This window comes from Streptomyces sp. ISL-36, assembly GCF_018614205.1.
Classification (GTDB): Bacteria; Actinomycetota; Actinomycetes; order Streptomycetales; family Streptomycetaceae; genus Streptomyces.
In genome coordinates this window covers 1-246 of sequence record NZ_JAGGOS010000002.1, presented here as the reverse complement: position 1 = coordinate 246, position 246 = coordinate 1, and the positions used below count along the sequence as shown (strand labels likewise).

Below are 246 nucleotides of genomic sequence, written 5' to 3'. Positions count from 1 at the left end.
CCAGGGCGGCGGCGGGCGCGCCGAGCACCATCAGGACGGCGAGGGGCAGGGTCCACAGGGCGCTCGTCAGGGGGTCGAGTCCGCGGGCGTCCTGGAGGAAGTACGTCGCCACGAAGAGGGAGCCGAAGAGCGCGGCCGATGCGGCCAGGAGGGCGCCGAGGCCGGCCGCGACGGGCCGGGAGCGCAGGAGCTCGGGCGGCAGGAGGGGGTGGGCGGCGCGCCGCTCGTGCCGGACGAGGACCGCCC

The 246-nt window shown here is 78.9% G+C and carries 1 pseudogene; it reads right to left on the bottom strand.

The window, feature by feature from the left end:
- A pseudogene (locus tag J7E93_RS00265) lies at positions 1–246 on the bottom strand (MFS transporter); the annotation flags it as partial.